The 17958-nt window shown below is 70.4% G+C and carries 16 protein-coding genes and 1 tRNA gene; 10 read left to right on the top strand and 7 right to left on the bottom strand.

Annotated features, from left to right (window positions below; all coding sequences use genetic code 11):
- Positions 1-67 precede the first annotated feature (67 nt).
- Together ACZ7OH_RS16830 and ACZ7OH_RS16835 are read left to right on the top strand one after the other, a co-directional pair.
- Positions 68-820, top strand: coding sequence for a S1 family peptidase (locus ACZ7OH_RS16830; protein WP_470281608.1), 753 nt, complete (start codon positions 68-70; stop codon positions 818-820).
- A 115-nt stretch (positions 821-935) separates the two neighbouring features.
- The gene (locus ACZ7OH_RS16835; protein WP_470281609.1) at positions 936-1688 is read left to right on the top strand and encodes a S1 family peptidase; all 753 of its coding nucleotides are present in this window, start codon (positions 936-938) and stop codon (positions 1686-1688) included.
- 124 nt (positions 1689-1812) lie between these two features.
- On the opposite strand, the gene ACZ7OH_RS16840 is transcribed toward ACZ7OH_RS16835, so the two are convergent.
- Positions 1813-1895: transfer RNA gene (locus ACZ7OH_RS16840), tRNA-Leu, on the bottom strand.
- Between the two features lie 130 nt (positions 1896-2025).
- On the opposite strand from ACZ7OH_RS16840, the gene ACZ7OH_RS16845 reads away from it, so the two are divergent.
- The 7 genes from ACZ7OH_RS16845 to pknB all read left to right on the top strand — a co-directional run bounded on the left by ACZ7OH_RS16845 (position 2026) and on the right by pknB (position 11472).
- Positions 2026-3270: a DUF3662 and FHA domain-containing protein gene (locus tag ACZ7OH_RS16845; protein WP_470281610.1), complete on the top strand. Its 1245-nt coding sequence runs from the start codon at positions 2026-2028 to the stop codon at positions 3268-3270.
- A 100-nt stretch (positions 3271-3370) separates the two neighbouring features.
- Positions 3371-3832 carry an FHA domain-containing protein FhaB/FipA gene (locus ACZ7OH_RS16850; RefSeq protein WP_003079002.1) on the top strand — a complete coding sequence of 154 codons (462 nt, stop codon included), beginning with the start codon at positions 3371-3373 and terminating at the stop codon, positions 3830-3832.
- On the top strand, positions 3829-5226 hold the full coding sequence (locus tag ACZ7OH_RS16855) for a PP2C family protein-serine/threonine phosphatase (protein WP_470281611.1): 1398 nt from the start codon (positions 3829-3831) through the stop codon (positions 5224-5226). The genes ACZ7OH_RS16850 and ACZ7OH_RS16855 overlap by 4 nt, the downstream gene beginning before the upstream one ends.
- The gene (locus ACZ7OH_RS16860) at positions 5226-6713 is read left to right on the top strand and encodes an FtsW/RodA/SpoVE family cell cycle protein (RefSeq protein WP_470281612.1); all 1488 of its coding nucleotides are present in this window, start codon (positions 5226-5228) and stop codon (positions 6711-6713) included. Before ACZ7OH_RS16855 ends, ACZ7OH_RS16860 begins: the two co-directional genes overlap by 1 nt.
- Positions 6710-8179, top strand: coding sequence for a peptidoglycan D,D-transpeptidase FtsI family protein (locus ACZ7OH_RS16865; protein ID WP_470281613.1), 1470 nt, complete (start codon positions 6710-6712; stop codon positions 8177-8179). The genes ACZ7OH_RS16860 and ACZ7OH_RS16865 overlap by 4 nt, the downstream gene beginning before the upstream one ends.
- A gap of 3 nt (positions 8180-8182) precedes the next feature.
- Entirely contained in the window at positions 8183-9508 is a 1326-nt protein-coding gene (locus ACZ7OH_RS16870) for a serine/threonine-protein kinase (protein WP_470281614.1), read from the top strand.
- Positions 9505-11472, top strand: a complete 1968-nt coding sequence (gene pknB / locus ACZ7OH_RS16875; RefSeq protein ID WP_470281615.1) for a Stk1 family PASTA domain-containing Ser/Thr kinase — start codon at positions 9505-9507, stop codon at positions 11470-11472. Before ACZ7OH_RS16870 ends, pknB begins: the two co-directional genes overlap by 4 nt.
- A 52-nt stretch (positions 11473-11524) precedes the next feature.
- Here pknB and ACZ7OH_RS16880 read toward each other — a convergent pair whose 3' ends face one another.
- The 4 genes from ACZ7OH_RS16880 to ACZ7OH_RS16895 all read right to left on the bottom strand — a co-directional run bounded on the left by ACZ7OH_RS16880 (position 11525) and on the right by ACZ7OH_RS16895 (position 14004).
- Positions 11525-11842: an effector-associated constant component EACC1 gene (locus ACZ7OH_RS16880; protein ID WP_470281616.1), complete on the bottom strand. Its 318-nt coding sequence runs from the start codon at positions 11840-11842 to the stop codon at positions 11525-11527.
- 100 nt (positions 11843-11942) lie between these two features.
- Positions 11943-12584: a hypothetical protein gene (locus ACZ7OH_RS16885; protein ID WP_470281617.1), complete on the bottom strand. Its 642-nt coding sequence runs from the start codon at positions 12582-12584 to the stop codon at positions 11943-11945.
- A complete protein-coding gene (locus ACZ7OH_RS16890) occupies positions 12572-13363 on the bottom strand; it encodes an ABC transporter ATP-binding protein (RefSeq protein WP_470281618.1) in 792 nt (263 codons plus the stop codon). Before ACZ7OH_RS16890 ends, ACZ7OH_RS16885 begins: the two co-directional genes overlap by 13 nt.
- Complete coding sequence (locus ACZ7OH_RS16895) at positions 13360-14004, bottom strand: aminodeoxychorismate/anthranilate synthase component II (RefSeq protein ID WP_470281619.1); 645 nt, start codon at positions 14002-14004, stop codon at positions 13360-13362. Before ACZ7OH_RS16895 ends, ACZ7OH_RS16890 begins: the two co-directional genes overlap by 4 nt.
- A gap of 112 nt (positions 14005-14116) precedes the next feature.
- Between ACZ7OH_RS16895 and ACZ7OH_RS16900 the strand changes: the two genes are divergently transcribed.
- Complete coding sequence (locus ACZ7OH_RS16900) at positions 14117-15436, top strand: FAD-dependent oxidoreductase (RefSeq protein WP_470281857.1); 1320 nt, start codon at positions 14117-14119, stop codon at positions 15434-15436.
- On the opposite strand, the gene ACZ7OH_RS16905 is transcribed toward ACZ7OH_RS16900, so the two are convergent.
- Together ACZ7OH_RS16905 and ACZ7OH_RS16910 are read right to left on the bottom strand one after the other, a co-directional pair.
- Complete coding sequence (locus ACZ7OH_RS16905) at positions 15433-16089, bottom strand: response regulator (protein ID WP_470281620.1); 657 nt, start codon at positions 16087-16089, stop codon at positions 15433-15435. The two genes, ACZ7OH_RS16900 and ACZ7OH_RS16905, sit on opposite strands and share 4 nt — an antisense overlap.
- Positions 16029-17849, bottom strand: coding sequence for a sensor histidine kinase (locus tag ACZ7OH_RS16910; RefSeq protein WP_470281621.1), 1821 nt, complete (start codon positions 17847-17849; stop codon positions 16029-16031). Before ACZ7OH_RS16910 ends, ACZ7OH_RS16905 begins: the two co-directional genes overlap by 61 nt.
- Positions 17850-17958 lie beyond the last annotated feature (109 nt).

The following is a 17958-nucleotide window of genomic DNA, read 5'->3' on the forward strand; positions in this document are numbered from 1 at the left end:
CGCCATCACTACCCTCGAAAGTGATCACCGGCCTTCGAAGCCGGTGCACGAAAAGGGGGATTCACCGATGCGCGTTCGCGCTGTGCTTTCCGCTGCTCTGCTGACGCTGGCCGCCGGTCTCGCCACCGCGGGACCGGCGGCGGCCGTGGCCAACGGCTCCGACGTCCCGGCCGGGACGTTCAAGTTCGCCGCGAAGCTCACCATGACGAACATCCCGAAGCCCGACGGCACGAAGTACAACAGCGCGTGCTCCGGCGCGCTGATCGCCGCGAAGTGGATCATCACCGCGGGCCACTGCTTCCACGACGCCAACCGCAACCGCGTGTCCGGACCGGTGCCGTACCCGACGTCGGTGCTGCTGGGCACGGTCAACCAGAGCACGCCGGGCGTGACGCGCAACGTCGTCACGGTCTACCAGGCGAGCGCCAACGACATCGCGATCGCGACGCTCGACGCGGACGTCACCGGCATCATGCCGCTCACGGTCAACCGGGTCACGCCGTCGGTCGGGCAGCTGCTGACACTCGCCGGCTGGGGCAGCCTCACCGCCACCAACCCCACGCCGTCGACGAAGCTGCAGCAGGGCACCGTGAAGGTCGGCCAGGTCGCCGCCTCGACGCTCGGCGTCCAGGGTGTCGCCCCGACGTCGACCACCAGCGCATGCGTGTACGACTCCGGTGCGCCCTACTTCGTCGCGGGCGGGTCGGGTGGGCAGCTCGTGTCCGTCGAGTCGACCGGGCCCGACTGCCCCCACAACCAGCTCGAGACCACCTCCCGCGTGGACGTCGTCGCGGACTGGATCGCTTCGCACCTCGGCTGACCCCGTCCGGGCGTCACCCGCTCGCGCCGACGGGTGACGCCCGGCCAGGGAATTCCGCCGAGCCTCCGGCGGCCCTAACGTCGAACGTCGTCCACCGACTCGACGAAGGGGAAGAATGCGCCTGCGCGCCCTGCTCGCCGCTGCTGTCCTGACCACCGCCACCGCCACCGCCACCGCCCCCGCCGCCTTGGCCGCGCCGGGGATCGCCCACGGAACCGACGTACCGCCCGGGCAGTTCGGGTTCGTCGCGAAGCTCGCGATGACGAAGATCCCCCGCCCGGACGGCTCGACCTACAGCAGCTACTGCACCGGCTCCCTGATCGCCCCGGGCTGGGTGCTGACCACGGGCCACTGCTTCCACGACGCGAACCGCAACCGCGTCTCCGGCAAGGTCCCCTACCCGACCACCGTGACCTTGGGCCTGGTCGACGAGGCGACGGAGTCGGGCATCGCCCGCAAGGTGACCGAGGTGGTCCAGGCCAACGAGAACGACGTGGCCCTGGCCCGCCTGGACAGCCCGGTGACGGCGGTGCCGCCGCTGAAGGTCGGCCGCGCGGTCCCGACAGTGGGCCAGCAGCTGACGCTGGCCGGCTGGGGCAGCACGACCAGCACCAACCCGACCCCGGCGAGCCACATGCAGCAGGGCACGGTGGCGGTCGCCAAGGTCGAGCCGACGACCCTGGGCGTCCGCGGCGCGGCCCCGGAGATCACGACGAGCGCCTGCACGTACGACTCGGGAGCGCCGTACTTCACCGGCGGCGAACTGGTGGCGGTCGAGGCGACGGGCCCGGGCTGCCCCCACGCGGGCATCGAGACGGCCGGCCGGGCCGACGTCCTGGCGGCCTGGGTCGCCAAATCGACAGCTTGATACACCCGAAAGTCCGCCGTGAGCGAACACCACGCAGAGCCAAACGGGTGATATTCCCCACCTGAGCCGAACGCCCAGCGGACACGAAAAAGGGCCCCGGCGTGATGCCGGGGCCCTTTTCGAGTGGGCGAGGAGGGAGTTGAACCCTCACGTCCTTTCGGACACACGGACCTGAACCGTGCGCGTCTGCCATTCCGCCACTCGCCCGAGTGCTTGTCTCTGACAGCGAAGAGAAGACTAGCAGGTCGTTTGAACGGGTTTCACCGGGGGCCGTGTAGAGGCTCGCTCACCCGGATAGGATCGATGCGGAAGCACACGTGTGAGGAGGTTTTCCCCGGTGGGCCGCGCTGAGCGATTCGACAGGCGACTCGAGAACCTGGTGGGGAACACTTTCGCGCGCATGTTCGGTGGCAACGTCGTCACGCAGGAAGTGGCGATCGCCCTGGAGCGGGAGAGTGAGGAGAACGTTCGTGAGCTGGCAGGCGGTCGGCAGCTCGCCCCGAATCACTACATCGTGTCCTTGGGGGCGGCTGACCACGAACGCATGGCCGGAGACGAGCAACGCGTCACTCAGGTGCTGGCGAAGGCGGTCGCGGAACACCTCGCCGCCGAGGGCCTGGACACCTATGGTGACGTCGTCGTATCACTCGAGCGCAACGAGGCGCTGCATACTGGACAGTTCAAGACCCGTTCGTCCGTCGATCCCGACGCCCGCCCCTCAGGCGCCGGTTCACCGCGGTCGGCACGACCCAGCAACGCAGGAGACCCAGCAATGAGCCAGCCCCCCGGCTACGGCCAATACGACCAGGGTGACCCGTACGGCCAGCAGCATGGCCAGTACGGCTACGGACAGCAGGGTGGCCAGCAGCCCGGGTACGACCAGGGTTACGGCCAGCCGCAGGGTGGTGGCTACGACCAGTACGGCCAGCAGCAGCCGGGTGGCGGCTACGACCAGTACGGCCAGCAGCAGGGCGGCTACGACCAGGGCGGGTACGCCCAGCCCCAGCAGGGTGGCTACGACCAGGGTTACGGCCAGCCGCAGGGCGGTGGCTACGACCAGGGTGGCTACGCCCAGCCCCAGCAGGGCGGGTACGACCAGGGTTACGGCCAGCCCCAGGGCGGTGGCTACGACCAGGGCGGCTACGCCCAGCCCCAGCAAGGCGGCTACGACCAGTACGGCGGTCAGCAGCAGGCCGGCTACGACCAGTACGGCCAGCAGCAGGCGTACGGCGCCCCGGCCGCGGACCCGTACGGCCAGCAGGGTGGCTACGCCCCGCCGGCGCCGGGCCGCCAGCTCGCCGCGAGCCTGCAGCTGGACGACGGTTCGAACCGCACGTACTCGCTGAAGCAGGGCGGGAACGTCGTGGGCCGCGGCCAGGACGCGGACTTCCGCCTCCCGGACACCGGCGTCTCGCGCCGGCACCTGGAGATCACCTGGGACGGCCAGAGCGCGACGCTCGCCGACATCGGGTCGACCAACGGCACGACCGTGAACGGCACTCCGGTCCAGACCTGGCAGCTCGCGGACGGCGACGTCATCCGGGTGGGGCACTCCTCGCTCGTGTTCCGTACACAGGGCTGACTGGGGGCACGGAATACTGTTCCCGCAGAATTGACGTGCGGGGGGACCGCGGCGTACCCGCGTCGCGGCTGCACGGACGAGTCGGGAGCGGACACACCAAGTGCCAGAGCTGGTCGTACAACTCACCAGGGTGGGCTTCCTCGTGCTGCTCTGGCTCTTCGTGTTCGCCGCGCTCAGAGTCGTCCGCTCGGACCTCTACGCGGCGTCGGGCATGCGCGTCCAGGTACCGACCTTCGGGCGCAAGAAAGAGAAGAAGCCGCGCAACAGCAAGTCCCCGCAGCAGCTGCTCGTGACCCACGGCGCGCTGGCGGGGACGCGCATCGCGCTGGACGGCCGGCCGATCCTGATCGGCCGCGCCGACGACTCCACGTTGGTGCTCGACGACGACTACGCGTCGACCCGGCACGCGCGGATCGCCCAGCGCGGTGAGGACTGGTACGTGGAAGATCTGGGCTCGACGAACGGGACGTACCTGGACCGGGCTAAGGTCACTGCACCCCTCCGGGTCCCGCTCGGAGTCCCCATCCGGATCGGCAAGACGGTGATCGAGCTTCGCCCATGACTCTCGTCCTCCGCTACGCAGCCCGCAGCGACCGGGGCCTGGTGCGTTCGAGCAACCAGGACTCCGTGTACGCCGGCCCTCGCCTGCTCGCGCTCGCCGACGGTATGGGTGGCCATGCGGCGGGTGAGGTGGCCAGCAAGGTCGTCATCGCCTCGCTCGCCCCGCTCGACGACGACGAGCCGGGCGACGACCTCCTCGCGCAGCTCCGGGAGGCCGTGGCGAACGGCAACGCCGCCATCGCCGAACTCGTCTCGCAAGACCCCGACCTCGACGGCATGGGCACCACGCTCACCGCCGTCCTGTTCGCCGGCAACCGGCTCGGGCTGGTGCACGTCGGCGACTCGCGCGCGTACCTGCTGCGCGGCGGCCAGTTCGCGCAGATCACCCGCGACGACAGCTTCGTCAACGAGCTGCTCGAACAGGGCCGGATCACGCCCGAAGAGGCGGCGGTGCACCCGCAGCGGTCGCTGCTGCTGAAGGCGCTGACCGGCCACGAGGTCGAGCCGAGCCTGACCGTGCGCGAAGCCCGCTCCGGCGACCGCTACCTGATCTGCTCGGACGGCCTGTCCGGCATGGTCAGCGACGAGACGCTGGCCGAGGCCGTGCAGATCCCGGACCCGCAGCAGTGCGCGGACCGGATGATCGAGCTCGCGCTCAAGGGCGGCGGCACGGACAACGTCACGGTGATCATCGCCGACGTCGTCGACGTCGACTTCGGCGAGGACGCGCCCATCGTGGGCGGCGCCGCCGGGGACGGCAGCGACGAACGGCACCAGGGCGACTCGCCCGCGGCCCGCGCGCGGGCGCTGACCCAGCCACCGCCGCAGCCGCGTCCGGAGCTGCCGCAGCCGAGCGTGGACCCGAAGGCCAAGCGCCGGAAGCGGTTCCGCTGGCTCGCCAGCGCGCTGGTCGTCCTCGTCGTGCTCGCCGCGGCCGCCATCGCCACCCGGTACTTCGTCCTGAGTCAGTACTATGTCGGCGAAGGTGCGGACCAGGAAGTCGTGATCTACCGCGGCGTCCCCGGCAGCATCCTCGGCATCGACCTGCACACCTACGAGCAGGGCTCGTGCCCGCCCAACCAGGTGTGCACGGACAAGCTGCGCGTCGACCAGCTCCAGGAAGACGCGCGGCTGGCGGTGCAGAACGGCGTCAAGAAGGACAGCCTGGACGACGCCCGGAAGTACATCGACGACTTCCTGCAGCTGCACAAGCGCCTGAACAACTGCGCGCCGGCGGGCGGCCAGCCGTCCTCGACGCCGACCCCCACGGTCACGCCGACGTCCACCCCGTCGGCTCCGGCCGGCTCCACTGCTCCGTCGTCGGCGAACCAGCCAGCGGGGAGGGACTGCTCGACGCCGAGTTCGACGGCACCGACGACGGGAGGCGGTAACTGATGAGCCAGCCCGTCGCGCGCACCGCCGAACCGCTCGCCGCGCAGTTCCAGACGAACCCGCCACGAGACGTCCCGACCCGCCGCAACACCGAACTGGTGCTGCTGGGGTTCGCCGCGTTCATCGTCACCATCGCCCTGGTGCTGGTCGAGGCGAACCAGGAGCAGGAGCTCACCTGGTCGATCGTCTGGCTCGGCCTCGCCTACCTCGCGATCTTCGCCGCGGCGCACCTGGCCGTGCGCCGGTGGGCGCCGTACGCGGACCCGGTGCTGCTCCCCTGCGTCGCGCTGCTGAACGGCATCGGGCTGGTGATGATCCACCGGATCGACCTGGCCCTGGCCGAAAAGGCCGTGCAGAACGGGAAGGACTACACCCCCGCCGTCACGGCGCAGGTGCTGTTCACCGTCATCTCGCTGGGCTTCTTCGTCGCCGTGCTGGTCGTGGTGAACGACCACCGCACGCTGACCCGCTACGGCTACACCGCGGGCCTGGTCGGGATCGTCGCGCTGGCGCTGCCCGCGTTGCTGCCGTCGAGCCTGTCCGAGGTCAACGGCGCCAAGGTGTGGCTGAAGCTGCCGGGCTTCTCGATCCAGCCGGGCGAGTTCGCGAAGATCCTGCTGATGGTCTTCTTCGCGTCGTTCCTGGTGTCGAAGCGCGACCTGTTCATGGTGGCGGGCAAGAAGTTCCTCGGCGTCGAGCTGCCGCGGGCGCGTGACCTGGGCCCGATCCTCATCGCCGCGGTCGCCTGCATCGGCATCCTGGTGTTCGAGAAGGACCTCGGCACGTCGCTGCTGTTCTTCAGCGTCATCCTGATGATGCTGTACGTGGCGACCGAGCGGATCATCTGGGTCGTCCTGGGCTTGGGGTTCTTCGTCGGCGGCTGCGTGATCGCCTACAACCTCTTCACGCACGTCCAGCAGCGCGTCGCCAACTGGCTCGACCCCCTGGCCACGTACGACAAGCTCGGCGGCGGGTACCAGATCGCGCAGGGCCTGTTCGGGCTCGGGACCGGCGGGATCGGCGGCACCGGGCTCGGCGCCGGCCGCCCGGACATGGTCCCGGAGGCCAACACCGACTTCATCACCGCGGCGATCGGCGAGGAGCTCGGCTTCATCGGCCTGGCCGCCGTGCTGATGCTGTACTTGCTGGTCGCGATGCGCGGCATGCGCAGCGCGCTCGCGGTGCGCGACACGTTCGGCAAGCTGCTCGGCGGCGGGCTGGCGTTCACCATGGTCATGCAGATCTTCGTCGTCGTCGGCGGGGTCACGAAGCTCATCCCGGAGACCGGTATCACCGCCCCGTTCCTGTCCAAGGGTGGTTCGTCGCTGCTGGCGAACTACATCCTGGTCGCCCTGCTGCTCCGGGTCTCGGACGCGGCCCGGCGGCCCACCGCCCGGCCGAAGCCGCAGCCCCAGCAGCAGGCGCCGATCGCCGAAGCGCACACCGTGCTCGTCCAGCGTCCGCCGGCGGACGGGGGCCAGCAGGCATGAACACCCCGCTGCGCAAGGTCGGCATGGCGATGCTCGTCATGGTCGTCCTGCTGCTCGCCAACGCGACCTACATCCAGGTCGTGAAGGCCGACGCCTACCGCACCGACTCCCGCAACGCGCGCGTCCTCTACGACGAGTTCGCCCGCCGCCGCGGCCAGATCGTGTCGCAGGCGAACGGTGAGGTCCTGGCGAAGGTCGACCCGTCGAACGACAAGTACAAGTACACGCGGTCGTACGTCGACGGCCCGATGTACGCGCCGGTCACCGGCTACTACTCGATCAACTACGGCTCCGGCGGCCTCGAGCGCTCCGAGGACGACGTCCTGAACGGCTCGGACCCGCGCCTGTTCGTGCGCCGGCTGTCGGACATGGTCACCGGCCGCGACCCGAGCGGCGGCAACGTCCGGCTGACCATCGACCCGGCCGTCCAGAAGGCGACGTACGACCTGATGACGCAGCGCGGCTACACCGGCGCCGTCGTCGCGATGGAGCCGAAGACCGGCCGGATCCTGGCGATGGTCTCGACGCCGTCGTACGACCCGAACAAGCTGGCGTCGCACACGTCGAAGGCGCAGACCGACGCGTGGAACTCCTACGTCAAGGACCCGAAGAACCCGATGCTGAACCGGGCGATCTCGGAGACCTACCCGCCGGGGTCGACGTTCAAGCTGGTCACCGCGTCGGCCGTGCTCGAGGACGGCAAGGGCCCGGACACCCCGGTCAACCCCGCGCCGAACACGAAGCTCCCCGGCACCAACGTGACGCTGGAGAACTACGCCGGCGAGGGCTGCCCGGGGACGACGTTCAAGGACGCGCTCGCGCACTCCTGCAACGTCCCGTTCGCGGAGTTCGCCGGCCAGCTGGGCGCGGACAAGCTGAAGAAGACGGCGGCGAACTTCGGCATCGGGCAGACCGACCTGACCGTGCCGATGAAGGTCGCGCCCTCCACGGTCGGCCCGCTCGACTCGCAGGGCGCGCTCTACCAGAGCGGCATCGGCCAGCGCGACGTCCGGCTGACCCCGCTGCAGGACTGCCTGCTCGCGGCCACCGTGGCCAACGGCGGGATGGCGATGAAGCCGCAGCTGGTGCAGTCGGTACTGGCGCCGGACCTGTCGACCATCGAGGACTACAGTCCCACCGAGCTCACCGGCACGGCGGCACTCTCGTCGTCGAACGCCGCGATCCTCAAGGACATGATGATCGCTTCCGAGGGCTTCACCAAGGGTGGCGGCAAGCGCGCGGACATCCAGATCGCGTCGAAGACCGGCACCGCCGAGCACGGCACGGACTCCAAGAACACGGCACCGCACGCCTGGTACACCGCCTTCGCGCCGGCGAACGACCCGCAGATCGCGGTCGCCGTCATCGTCGAAGACGGCGGCAACCGCGGGCTCGCGGCCACCGGCGGCACGGTCGCCGCGGAGATCGGCCGCGCCGCGATCAACGCCAAGCTCGGGGGTGGATAGCGGATGCTGTCCTCGGGCCAGCTGCTGGCCGAGAGGTACAAGCTGACGAGCCGGATCGCCGTCGGCGGGATGGGCGAGGTCTGGCAGGCCAGCGACACCCGGCTGGACCGGACCGTGGCTGTCAAGATCCTCAAGGCCGAACTCTCCGGTGACGCCGAGTTCCTCCACCGCTTCCGCACCGAAGCGCGGATGACGGCGTCCCTGAACCACCCCGGCATCGCCGCGGTGCACGACTACGGCGAAACCATCTTCGACGGTGACCTCTCCATCGCGTACCTGGTGATGGAGCTCGTCGACGGCGACCCGCTGGCCGGGTTGCTGGCCAAGCACGGGCGGCTGTCGGCGGAGTTCACGCTCGACATGCTGGAGCAGGCGGGCAACGCGCTGCAGGCCGCGCACGAGCAGGGCCTGGTCCACCGCGACGTCAAGCCGGGCAACATCCTGGTGACCTCGGCCGGGCAGGTGAAGATCACCGACTTCGGCGTCGCCAAGGCGGCCGACGCCGCGCCGGTCACCCGCTCCGGCATGGTCATGGGCACCGCGCACTACATCGCGCCGGAGCAGGCGCTCGGGCACCCGGCCGAGCCGGCGTCCGACGTCTACTCGCTCGCGGTGTGCGGCTACGAATGCCTCGCCGGGCACCGGCCGTTCCTGTCGGAAAACGCCGTGACGGTCGCGATGATGCACATCCGCGACATCGCGCCGCCGCTGCCGCCGGACGTCCCGCCCGCCGCGCGCGCGGTGATCGAGGCGACGCTGGTGAAGGACCCGCGGCAGCGCTACAACAGCGGCGGCGAGTTCGCGGCCGCCGTCGCCGCGGTCCGCGCCGGGCTGCCGCTGCCGACACCGCGCGGGCTGGTCAACGCCACGTACGCGACGGGCCAGCAGCCGGTGGTGCAGCAACCGCAACAACAGCCGGTGCCGCCGCAGCCGGTCCCGCCGCAGCAGCAGCACATGCCGGTGGGCCCGCAGTCCCCGACGGGCAACCCGATGGTCGCGATCGGACCGCCGTCGCGGCCGGTCCTGCGGCCGGCCATGGTGCCGGTGACCCGGAAGAAGTCCCAGTGGGGCTGGTGGGCGCTCCTCGCGGCCATCCTGCTCGTTGTCCTGGTGGCGGCCATCGTCCTCGTGGCGAAGATGATCGGCAGCTCGGGCTCGCCACCGCACACCGGCCAGACGCAGAGCCAGGTGGTCCCGGGCAGACAGCCGCCCGCGGAGGAACCGCCCGCTTCGAGCGCCTACCCGGCGGACACTCCCGGAACGACCGACGATGGCCAGCAAGGCATCATGACCGCACCTTGGACGGAATGGAACGGCATCCAGAGATGAGCACACCCAGACTGCTCTCCAACCGGTACGAGCTGGGCGAAACGCTCGGCTACGGAGGCATGTCCGAGGTCCATCACGGCCACGACGTGCGCCTCGGCCGGGAAGTCGCGATCAAGATCCTCCGTGCCGACCTCGCCAGGGACCCGCAGTTCCAGGAGCGCTTCCGCCGGGAAGCGCAGAACGCCGCCGCGCTGAACCACCCGGCGATCGTGGCGGTCTACGACACCGGTGAGGCCAACACCGAGTTCGGCCCGCTGCCGTACATCGTCATGGAGTACGTCGAAGGCCGGACGCTTCGCGACATCGTGAAGACCGAAGGCCCGATGTCGCAGAAGCGGGCGATGGAGGTCATGGCCGACGTCTGCGCGGCGCTCGACTTCTCCCACCGCCACGGCATCGTGCACCGCGACGTCAAGCCGGCCAACGTGATGATCACGAAGAACGGCGCGGTCAAGGTGATGGACTTCGGCATCGCGCGCGCGATGCACGACGGCCAGTCCGCCATGACCCAGACCGCCGCGGTGATCGGCACGGCGCAGTACCTGTCGCCGGAGCAGGCCCGCGGTGAGTCGGTCGACGCCCGGTCCGACGTCTACGCCGCCGGCTGCGTGCTGTACGAGCTGATCACCGGCGAGCCGCCGTTCACCGGCGACTCCCCGGTCGCGGTGGCCTACCAGCACGTCCGGGAGGACCCGAACCCGCCGTCGTCGGTGAACCCGGCGGTGGCCCCGGAGCTGGACGCCGTCGTGCTGAAGGCGCTGGCCAAGGGCCCGGCGAACCGCTACCAGTCGGCGGCGGAGATGCGCTCGGACCTGGTGCGCACCCTGTCGGGCCAGCGCCCGGCGGCGCCGATGGTGATGTCCGAGGACGAGCGCACGCAGGTGATGAACGCCGACCGGCGGCAGCCGCAGCGCTACGAGGAGTACGACGCCGCGGACGACGAGGACCCGAAGGCCAAGCGCCGCCGCCGGACGCTGCTGGCCGCGCTGGCCGCGGTCTTCGTGCTGGGCGCGGTGCTGCTGATCATGTGGCTGTCGGGCTCGTTCAAGAGCCAGTCGGAGACGGTCGCCATCCCCGACGTCCTGCACCAGTCCATCCCGCAGGCGCAGGAACAGCTGCGCTCCAAGGGGTTCCAGTCGATCGAGACCAAGGACGTCACCTGCGGCGGGGTCGCACCGACCGACGGCGGTCCGACGTGCACGCCGGACGACATCAACAAGGTCGTCAAGATCGACCCGAACGTCGGCACGCCGGTCGCCACGGACGCGAAGATCACGCTGTACAAGGGGGTCCCGCCGGGCAAGGCCACCGTGCCGGACCTGAAGGGCAAGACGCGTGACCAGGCCGAGAAGTTGCTGACCGACGCGAAGCTGACCCTCGACCCGAACACCGACGAGGTCGAGGTGGACGACCAGAACCAGGCCGGCCTGGTGCAGTCGCAGACCCCCACCGCGTCCACCCAGGTCGACCAGGGCACGGCCGTGAAGATCACCGTGGCCAAGTCCAAGACGCTCAAGCAGGTCACCAACTTCACCGGCAAGCCGTACTCGACGGCCGACCAGCAGTTGCGGGCCGCCGGCTTCAAGACGAAGCGGGTCGACCAGCCTTCGGACACGGTGCCGAAGGACACGGTCATCACCCAGGACCCGAACGGTGGTTCGGTGCCGGTCGGCGAGACGATCACCTTGACGGTCTCGACCGGTCACCAGCAGGACAACTCGAAGATCGAGATGCCGCTCCTGGTCGGCATGACGGTCGACGACGCCCAGGCGAAGCTGGAGAGCATGGGCTGGACCCAGCAGCTCCGGCAGCAGTCCGACCGGACCAGCAACAAGCCCGAAGGCACGATCACCAAGCAGAGCGTGACGCCGGGCACGCAGATCGACAAGAACACGAACATCACGGTGGCCGTCTCGAACGGTCCGTTGTTCCCGACGGGCCCGACGACTACCCCTAGCGGCTGATCAAGTCCACGCGGAAGGCCCGCACGGTTCGCCGTGCGGGCCTTCCGCGTTTTCAGGCTTTGTCGAGGAATCCCCGGACGGCGCCAAGCACCTGTTCGGCGTCACTCCCGGGATCGCAGTCGAGCTCGAGCTCCTCGGCCGCGCCGGAGCGTTTGACCTTCAGGGAAACGCGGGCTTCGCGGCAACGCCGCAGCCAGGCGATCAGCGACCGGCAGAAGACCCCGGCGGAGTTGCTGGTCACGCCGACGACAACGGCGTCGAAAAGCTGAACGCGGCCGCGAAGCTCATCCTCACCGCGCAACCAGGCGGCGAGCTCCCGGAGCTCGCCTTCGGAGTCTGGCCCGGTGATCGCAACGATCCCCGCCGTCACCCGTTCTCCCTTCACCCGGAATCGGAGAGGCCCCGAACACTAGTCGGCGCCGACCACCCGCCGAAAGCCCGACTCGGAAATTGAAGATTGCAAATTGCACTCAGGAACGACGCTGCACAAGCCTTGAGACCACGATGAAACTGGCGGTCAGCACCACCACCGACGTCACGAGCGCCAAGACGAGGGGGCCGCCGACCGGTTCGTCGTCGGTGAGGGCGTGCAGCAGCGGGTGGACCAGTGGGATCTTCGCCAGCAGCACCACGATCAGCGTGACGACCGCGGCGAGCACCGTCCAGCCGATCCGCTGGACGAGCAGCCGCGAGCACGGCAGCGCGATCGCGATGCCCAGCAGCGCGCACGCGAGGTGGGCGAGCAGCCCGATGCCCAGCGCCGCCGGCTGGACCTTGAACGACTTGATCGCCGACCAGACCTCGGTGATCACCGTCAGCACCAACGAAAACGCCAGCACGGTGAAGATCGCGCCCGTGATCATCCGGCGCCACTGGCGCGCGTGGCTCAAGGTCACCAGGCGCTGCACCGGGTCCTCGATGTCGAGCAGCGCGATCGTCAGCCAGCACGACACGACGAGCAGACCGGCGGCGCTCACGCCGAACAGCGGCAACGGCGGTGAATGCGGGTCGGCGTAGAGGATCACGCACAGCGCGAGGTAGGCCAGCAGCGCCGGCAGGTAACGCTGCGAATGGCCGAGCAGCGCCAGGTAATACCGCGTCAGGGCGAACACGGCGCCACCTCCCGCACCGACCAGCCGTCCTTCAACGCCCGCAACAAAACCGCGTCCACCGAAGCGACCTCGACGGTGAGCACCACCCGCGGGCCTTCGACGACCGCGTGCCGCACGCCGGGCTCGTCCGCCCAGGCGGCGCCGTCGCCGCGCAGCACGATCCGCGTTGTCGGCTCGGCGCTCTCGGCCGTGAGCCGTCCCTCGTTCATGAGGTGGACGACGTCGGCGTGGTCGTGCACCACCTGCGGCCGGTGGTCGGTGAACACGACGCTCGCGCCGCGCGACCGCGTCTCGGCGACGAGCTCGCCGAGGATCGCGTGCGTCCCGACGTCGAGGCCGGACCACGGCTCGTCGAGGATCAGCAGGTCGGGGCGCACCATGACGGCCTGCGCGAGCCCGACCTTCTGCGCGTTGCCCTTCGACAGCGTCCGCAGCGGCGCGGCCGGGCCGCCGACCAGCGCGAGCCGTTCGAGCAGCGGGTCGATCACCGAAAGGTCGGTCAGACCGCGGATGCGCGCCATGTGCCGCAGGTAGGCCCGCGCGCCCATGCGCTGGCCGGCCGGGAAGCGGTCCGGCAGGTAGCCGATCCGCGGGCTTCCCGTCACCACGCCGGTGGTCGCGTGCGAGACGCCGGCCATGATCCGCAGCAGCGTCGACTTGCCGGAGCCGTTGCTGCCGAGGACGCCGACGACGTGCCCGGGCTCGACGCTCAGGTCGACGTCGCGGAGGACGAAGTCACCGCGCCCGTACCGCTTGCCGACCCCCGCGAGCCGGATCACGCAACAGCGGCCTTCTGGAGCGCCTTGGTCGCGCGCTCGAGCTCGTCGACGCGAGCCGGGTCGACGGGGTGGCCGGCCGCGGCCAGCCAGTTCGCCAGCATCCGGTGGCCGCCCTCGGTGAGCACGGACTCCGGGTGGAACTGGACGCCTTCAAGCGGCAGCTCGCGGTGGCGCATGCCCATCACGATGCCGGTCTCGGTGCGGCCGGTGACCTCGAAGACGTCGGCCGGGATCGTGTCGGGCACCACGGTCAAGGAGTGGTACCGGGTGGCCGTGAACTCCGCCGGCAGGTCCTTGAGGACGCCGGCGCCGTCGTGGTGGACCTGGCTGGTCTTGCCGTGGAGCAGCTCGGGCGCGCGGTCGACGGTCGCGCCGTAGACGACGCCGAGCGCCTGGTGGCCGAGGCAGACGCCGAGCATCGGCGTGCGCGTCTCGGCGCACTTGCGGACGACATCCATGCTCTGACCAGCGCGTTCGGGGGTTCCCGGGCCGGGCGAGACGAGCACGGCGTCGAACTCGGGCACGCGGTCGAGGTCCACGACGTCGTTGCGCCAGACCGTGCAGTCGGCGCCGAGCTGGGCCAGGTACTGGACCAGGTTGTAGACGAAGCTGTCGTAGTTGTCGACGACGAGAACTCGCATGACGCCGAGCCTACCGGCTCCCAACTGGTGGACCGTACGGTAAACCACATTTCTAGTTAGGTGACCCTAACTTACCGTGGAGGGTGTGAGCCGATCTCTTCGCGTAGCCGTGGTGGGCGCTGGTCCCGCCGGGATCTACGCCGCCGACATCCTGGACAAGTCCGACGCCGACGTGACGATCGACCTCTTTGAGCGCATGCCGGCGCCCTTCGGGTTGATCCGCTACGGCGTCGCGCCCGACCACCCGCGCATCAAGGGCATCGTGACGGCGCTGCACAAGGTGCTCGACAAGCCGAACATCCGCCTGCTGGGCAACATCGACTACGGCGCCGACATCAAGCTCGACGAGCTGCGCGAGTTCTACGACGCGGTGATCTTCTCGACCGGCGCGTCGGCCGACCGCGAACTCGACATCCCGGGCATCGACCTCGACGGCAGCTACGGCGCCGCGGACTTCGTCTCCTGGTACGACGGCCACCCGGATGTCCCGCGCACCTGGCCGCTGACCGCGTCCTCGGTCGCGGTCCTCGGCGTCGGCAACGTGGCTCTCGACGTCGCACGCATCCTCGCGAAGACGGCCGACGAGCTGCTGACCACGGATATCCCGGACAACGTCTACCAGGGACTCCGCACGAGCCCGGTCACCGACGTGCACGTGTTCGGCCGCCGCGGGCCGGCGCAGGCGAAGTTCACGCCGCTGGAGCTGCGCGAGCTGGACCACTCGCCGAACGTCGAGGTCATCGTGTCCCCCGAGGACATCGAGTTCGACGACGGCAGCATCGCGGCGCTGCGCGCGTCGAAGCAGATCGACATGGTCGTGAAGACGCTGCAGGAGTGGGCGATCCGCGAGCCGGGCAGCCGGCAGAGGCGGCTGCACCTGCACTTCTTCCACTCGCCGGCCGAAGTCCTCGGCGAGGACGGCCGCGTGACGGGCCTGCGCACCGAACGCACCGAGCTGACCGGCGACGGGAACGTCCGCGGCACCGGCGAGTTCCACGACTGGGACGTCCAGGCCGTGTACCGCGCGGTGGGCTACCTGTCGTCGCACCTGCCGGAGGTCCCGTTCGACCACGTCAACGGCGTCGTGCCGAACCAGGCCGGCCGCGTGCTGGACCTGGACGAGAACCAGCTGCCGGGCGTGTACGTGACGGGCTGGATCAAGCGCGGCCCGATCGGCCTGATCGGCCACACGAAGGGCGACGCGGCGGAGACGATCGCGAGCCTGCTCTCGGACGCGGACACGCTGACCGCCCCGAAGTACGACTCCCCCGACGCGATCCTCGACTTCCTGGCCGCGCGCGGGATCCCGTTCACCACCTGGGAAGGCTGGGGCAAGCTCGACGCGCACGAGAAGGCGCTGGGCCTGGCGGCGGGCCGCGAGCGGATCAAGGTCGTGGAGCGCGAGGAGATGACGCGGGTTTCGCGCGGCTAAGCGGCGCCGAGGTAGGCCAGCACGGCGAGCACGCGGCGGTTCGTGTCGTCCGAAGCCGAGATCCCGAGCTTCGCGAAGATGTTCGCCGTGTGCTTGCCGACCGCGCCTTCGCTGAAGTGCAGCCGGGACGCGATCGCCGCGTTCGAGCAGCCCTCCGCCATCAGGCCGAGGACCTCGCGCTCGCGCGGGGTCAGGGCGGCCAGGGGGTCGGACGCCTTGCCGGACAGGAGTTTCGCGATCACCTCGGGGTCCATCACCGTGCCGCCGGCCGCGACCCGGCGGACCGCGTCGATGAACTGGTCCGCGTTGAACACGCGGTCCTTAAGCAGGTAGCCGATCGCGCCGGTGCCGTCGGCGAGCAGTTCGCGCGCGTAGAGCTGCTCGACGTGCTGGGACAGCACCAAGATCGGCAAGCCCGGGATTTCACGACGCGCCGCCAAGGCGACCTGCAGGCCTTCGTCGGTGTTCGTCGGCGGCATCCTTACGTCCACAATGGACACATCGGGTTTCTCGCGGCGCAACGCCGAAGCCAGTTCCGGACCGCTGCCGACCGCCGCGACGACGTCGAAGCCGTGCGCCGCCAGCAAGTGCGTCAGGCCGTCTCGGAGGAGGTATTGGTCTTCGGCGACGACGACCCGAGGTCGAGCTGACATGGGATCTCCACCATCGCCCTGGTCGGCCCGCCGATCGGGCTGGTCAAGGTCAACCTACCGTCGAAGCCGCCCAGCCGGCGCTCGATCCCGCGCAGTCCCGAGCCGCGGGCCGGAACGGCGCCGCCCGGCCCGTCGTCGGTCACCACCACCGTCAGCTGGTCGTCGGCGAACGCCACCTCGATCGTCGCGCGCTTCGAGCCGTGCTTGGCGGCGTTGCCCAGCAGCTCCGACACCGCGAAGTACGTGCACGCCTCGACCGGCTCCTCGACGCGTCCCGGCAGCGAGCCGGTGACCTCCGCCTTCAGCGGGCTGTCGAGGGCCAGCGCGCGAACGGCGTCCAGCAGTCCGCGCTCGGACAGCACCGGCGGGTGGATGCCGCGGATCAGCACGCGCAGCTCGGTGAGCGCCTCCGACGACGACGCGCGCAGCTCGGCCGCGAGCCGTTTGGCCGCCGCCGGGTCGCTGTCCACCAACGCCTCTACCGCGCCCAGCTTCATCCCCATCGCGACCAGCCGCGACTGGATGCCGTCGTGCAGGTCGCGTTCGATCCGCCGCAGCTCCGCCGCCTGCGTGACCGTGACGTCGCTGCGGGTCTGCTTCAGCCGTTCGACGCGCGCGGCGAGCCGGGTCGCCTCCGTCGGGCCGAACCAGACGCGGGCGAAACGGGCCTGCTGCCGGGCGAGCCAGGTCGTCGGCATCAGGCCGACGACGACCATCGCCAGCATGGCCGGGGTCTGCGCGAGTGCGCCCAGGTGCGTCGACACTTCGGGCAGCGGGAACCACTCGACCGGCGACGAGACGAACGGCCGCCACACCCAGAGTGCGGCGAGGCCGGCGAGTCCCCGGCCGACCAGCGCGACCGTCGGCAGGAGCAAGACCAGCGAAACCAGGGTGACGAGCACAGCGCCGGCGAGGTCGCGCCAGGTGGCGCGGTCGCGCAGGACCCAGCGCGTGCGAGCGTGCTGGACCGGCCAGAACGGCTCTTCGTGCAACTGCTTGCCGACCTGGTAGAGCCCGTCGGGCCGGGGCACCGGCAACCCCGGCGGCGGCAGGTACGGCCGCGCGATCCGCACCCCCGTCCAGTTCCCGGCCTCGCGGCGCAGCGTGTCGGTGATCGTCCGGCACCACAGCACGACCGGGACCGCCAACGGCGAGAAGCCGACCATCAGGACCAGCTGCGGCACCGAAAAGATCAGCTGCACCACGGAAAGCGCGAAGATGCCGGCCTGGTGGCCCAGCGCTTCGGTGTGCCGGTGCAGCCAATTCCCGCGCGACTCGGCGGGCGGGCCGGGGCCGAGCCACCAGCGGGTCCACCGGCCGTAACCGCGCAGCACCGCGGGCCCGCCGATCAGGACGGCCACCGGCAGCAGCAGCGTGACCAGCGGGTTCACCAGCTGCCAGGTGAGCTCGCGGCCCGCCGCCGGGTCCTCCAGCGCCCACGTGAGGCGGTGCTGCCAGCGGATCCAGAACGCGCGCTTGTAGAGCTGGTTGCCGTCGCGGTACCAGCCGTCGCGCTCGCGCACCGGCTCAGGCGGCTCGGGCCGGTACGGCGGGGCGATGTCGACGTCGCACCAGCGCGCGGCCAGCGTCCGCGCGAGCGTCGACCGGCCACGCGCCCATTCGACCGCGGGGCCGAGGAAGAAGACCAGGCCGACGCACAGCAGCGCGAACGCGACCAGCTCGACGAGCACGTCGACCCAGCCGAGGAACGCGAACGCGGCCAGCGCGCACGCCCGCCCGAGCGCCCGCAGGTACGCCATCCGGCACCTCCTTCCCCCGCGATCATCGCCGGACCGCCCGCGTCCGCGCACTGGCCGAAGCTCCCCGGCCGGGGTTGGGCCAGACCCACCCCCGCGTCAGCAAAACCCT

This window comes from Amycolatopsis sp. NPDC114478 (assembly GCF_055633805.1).

Excerpts from the sequence above, each read along its gene's own strand:
- ACZ7OH_RS16830 (WP_470281608.1), top strand. The coding sequence starts at position 68 with ATGCGCGTTCGCGCTGTGCTTTCCGCTGCTCTGCTGACGCTGGCCGCC.
- ACZ7OH_RS16835 (WP_470281609.1), top strand. The coding sequence starts at position 936 with ATGCGCCTGCGCGCCCTGCTCGCCGCTGCTGTCCTGACCACCGCCACC.
- ACZ7OH_RS16855 (WP_470281611.1), top strand. The coding sequence starts at position 3,829 with ATGACTCTCGTCCTCCGCTACGCAGCCCGCAGCGACCGGGGCCTGGTG.
- ACZ7OH_RS16860 (WP_470281612.1), top strand. The coding sequence starts at position 5,226 with ATGAGCCAGCCCGTCGCGCGCACCGCCGAACCGCTCGCCGCGCAGTTC.
- ACZ7OH_RS16865 (WP_470281613.1), top strand. The coding sequence starts at position 6,710 with ATGAACACCCCGCTGCGCAAGGTCGGCATGGCGATGCTCGTCATGGTC.
- ACZ7OH_RS16870 (WP_470281614.1), top strand. The coding sequence starts at position 8,183 with ATGCTGTCCTCGGGCCAGCTGCTGGCCGAGAGGTACAAGCTGACGAGC.
- pknB (WP_470281615.1), top strand. The coding sequence starts at position 9,505 with ATGAGCACACCCAGACTGCTCTCCAACCGGTACGAGCTGGGCGAAACG.
- ACZ7OH_RS16895 (WP_470281619.1), bottom strand. The coding sequence starts at position 14,004 with ATGCGAGTTCTCGTCGTCGACAACTACGACAGCTTCGTCTACAACCTG.
- ACZ7OH_RS16905 (WP_470281620.1), bottom strand. The coding sequence starts at position 16,089 with ATGTCAGCTCGACCTCGGGTCGTCGTCGCCGAAGACCAATACCTCCTC.
- ACZ7OH_RS16910 (WP_470281621.1), bottom strand. The coding sequence starts at position 17,849 with ATGGCGTACCTGCGGGCGCTCGGGCGGGCGTGCGCGCTGGCCGCGTTC.